The following is a 1,902-nucleotide window of genomic DNA, read 5'->3' on the forward strand; positions in this document are numbered from 1 at the left end:
GGTATACTTGGTAAGAAAAAAGAATTAAGACTGATAAAAGTTCATTTGAGATTAAGAGTAGCGATTAAGATTTAATTTGTTGTATTGTTAAAGAGACAACGATGAAGAGTTTGATCCTGGCTCAGGATGAACGCTAGCGGCAGGCCTAACACATGCAAGTCGAACGGTAACAGGAAATAGCTTGCTATTTTGCTGACGAGTGGCGCACGGGTGAGTAACGCGTATACAATCTACCTTATACAGGGGTATAGCCCAGAGAAATTTGGATTAATCCCCCATGGTAAGTAGTTTTCGCATGGAGACTATTTTAAAACTTCGGTGGTATAAGATGAGTATGCGTCCTATTAGTTAGTTGGTGAGGTAACGGCTCACCAAGACAGCGATAGGTAGGGGCCCTGAGAGGGGGATCCCCCACACTGGTACTGAGACACGGACCAGACTCCTACGGGAGGCAGCAGTGAGGAATATTGGACAATGGGAGGAATCCTGATCCAGCCATGCCGCGTGCAGGAAGACTGCCCTATGGGTTGTAAACTGCTTTTATAGAGGAAGAATAAGGATCACGTGTGGTTCGATGCCGGTACTCTATGAATAAGCATCGGCTAACTCCGTGCCAGCAGCCGCGGTAATACGGAGGATGCAAGCGTTATCCGGAATCATTGGGTTTAAAGGGTCCGTAGGCGGGATAATAAGTCAGTGGTGAAAGTCTGTGGCTCAACCATAGAATTGCCATTGATACTGTTGTTCTTGAATTATTGTGAAGTGGTTAGAATGTGTAGTGTAGCGGTGAAATGCATAGATATTACACAGAATACCGATTGCGAAGGCAGATCACTAACAGTATATTGACGCTGATGGACGAAAGCGTAGGTAGCGAACGGGATTAGATACCCCGGTAGTCTACGCCGTAAACGATGGATACTAGCTGTTCGGTGCAATTGAGTGCTGAGTGGCTAAGCGAAAGTGATAAGTATCCCACCTGGGGAGTACGTTCGCAAGAATGAAACTCAAAGGAATTGACGGGGGCCCGCACAAGCGGTGGAGCATGTGGTTTAATTCGATGATACGCGAGGAACCTTACCAGGGCTTAAATGTAGGTTGCATAGGCTAGAGATAGCCTTTTCTTCGGACTACCTACAAGGTGCTGCATGGTTGTCGTCAGCTCGTGCCGTGAGGTGTCAGGTTAAGTCCTATAACGAGCGCAACCCCTGTCGTTAGTTGCCATCAAGTAAAGTTGGGGACTCTAACGAGACTGCCGGTGCAAACCGTGAGGAAGGTGGGGATGACGTCAAATCATCACGGCCCTTACGTCCTGGGCTACACACGTGCTACAATGGCCGGTACAGAGAGCAGCCACTAGGTGACTAGGAGCGAATCTATAAAGCCGGTCACAGTTCGGATCGCAGTCTGCAACTCGACTGCGTGAAGCTGGAATCGCTAGTAATCGGATATCAGCCATGATCCGGTGAATACGTTCCCGGGCCTTGTACACACCGCCCGTCAAGCCATGGAAGCTGGGGGTACCTGAAGTCCGTCACCGCAAGGAGCGGCCTAGGGTAAAACTAGTAACTGGGGCTAAGTCGTAACAAGGTAGCCGTACCGGAAGGTGCGGCTGGAACACCTCCTTTCTAGAGAAAGATGCTATTAAGTTAGCACACAGATGATACAATAGATTAAATTGTTACTTGTATCGAGAGTGTCTTTTTCAGTTTTAATTCCTGTCAATTAATTATTATAAATACAATAGATAGTAGAGAAGAGAGAATAGATAAAGGATTTATTTTTTTGGTCTATAATTCTTCATCTATATTCTGTTTTATAAGAGACAGTCTCATAGCTCAGCTGGTTAGAGCGCTACACTGATAATGTAGAGGTCGGCAGTTCGAGTCTGCCTGAGACTAC

1 tRNA gene and 1 rRNA gene are annotated in these 1,902 nt (G+C 46.6%); both read left to right on the top strand.

The features are described from left to right. The first annotated feature begins 98 nt into the window (after positions 1–98). Positions 99–1,628: ribosomal RNA gene (locus ABD000_RS03760) — 16S ribosomal RNA — on the top strand. 199 nt (positions 1,629–1,827) lie between these two features. Further along, a tRNA-Ile gene (locus ABD000_RS03765) sits at positions 1,828–1,901 on the top strand. Position 1,902: the final 1 nt, after the last annotated feature.

Origin of the sequence: Gangjinia marincola (assembly GCF_039523415.1) — a bacterium.
In the GTDB taxonomy this organism is placed as follows: Bacteria; Bacteroidota; Bacteroidia; order Flavobacteriales; family Flavobacteriaceae; genus Gangjinia; species Gangjinia marincola.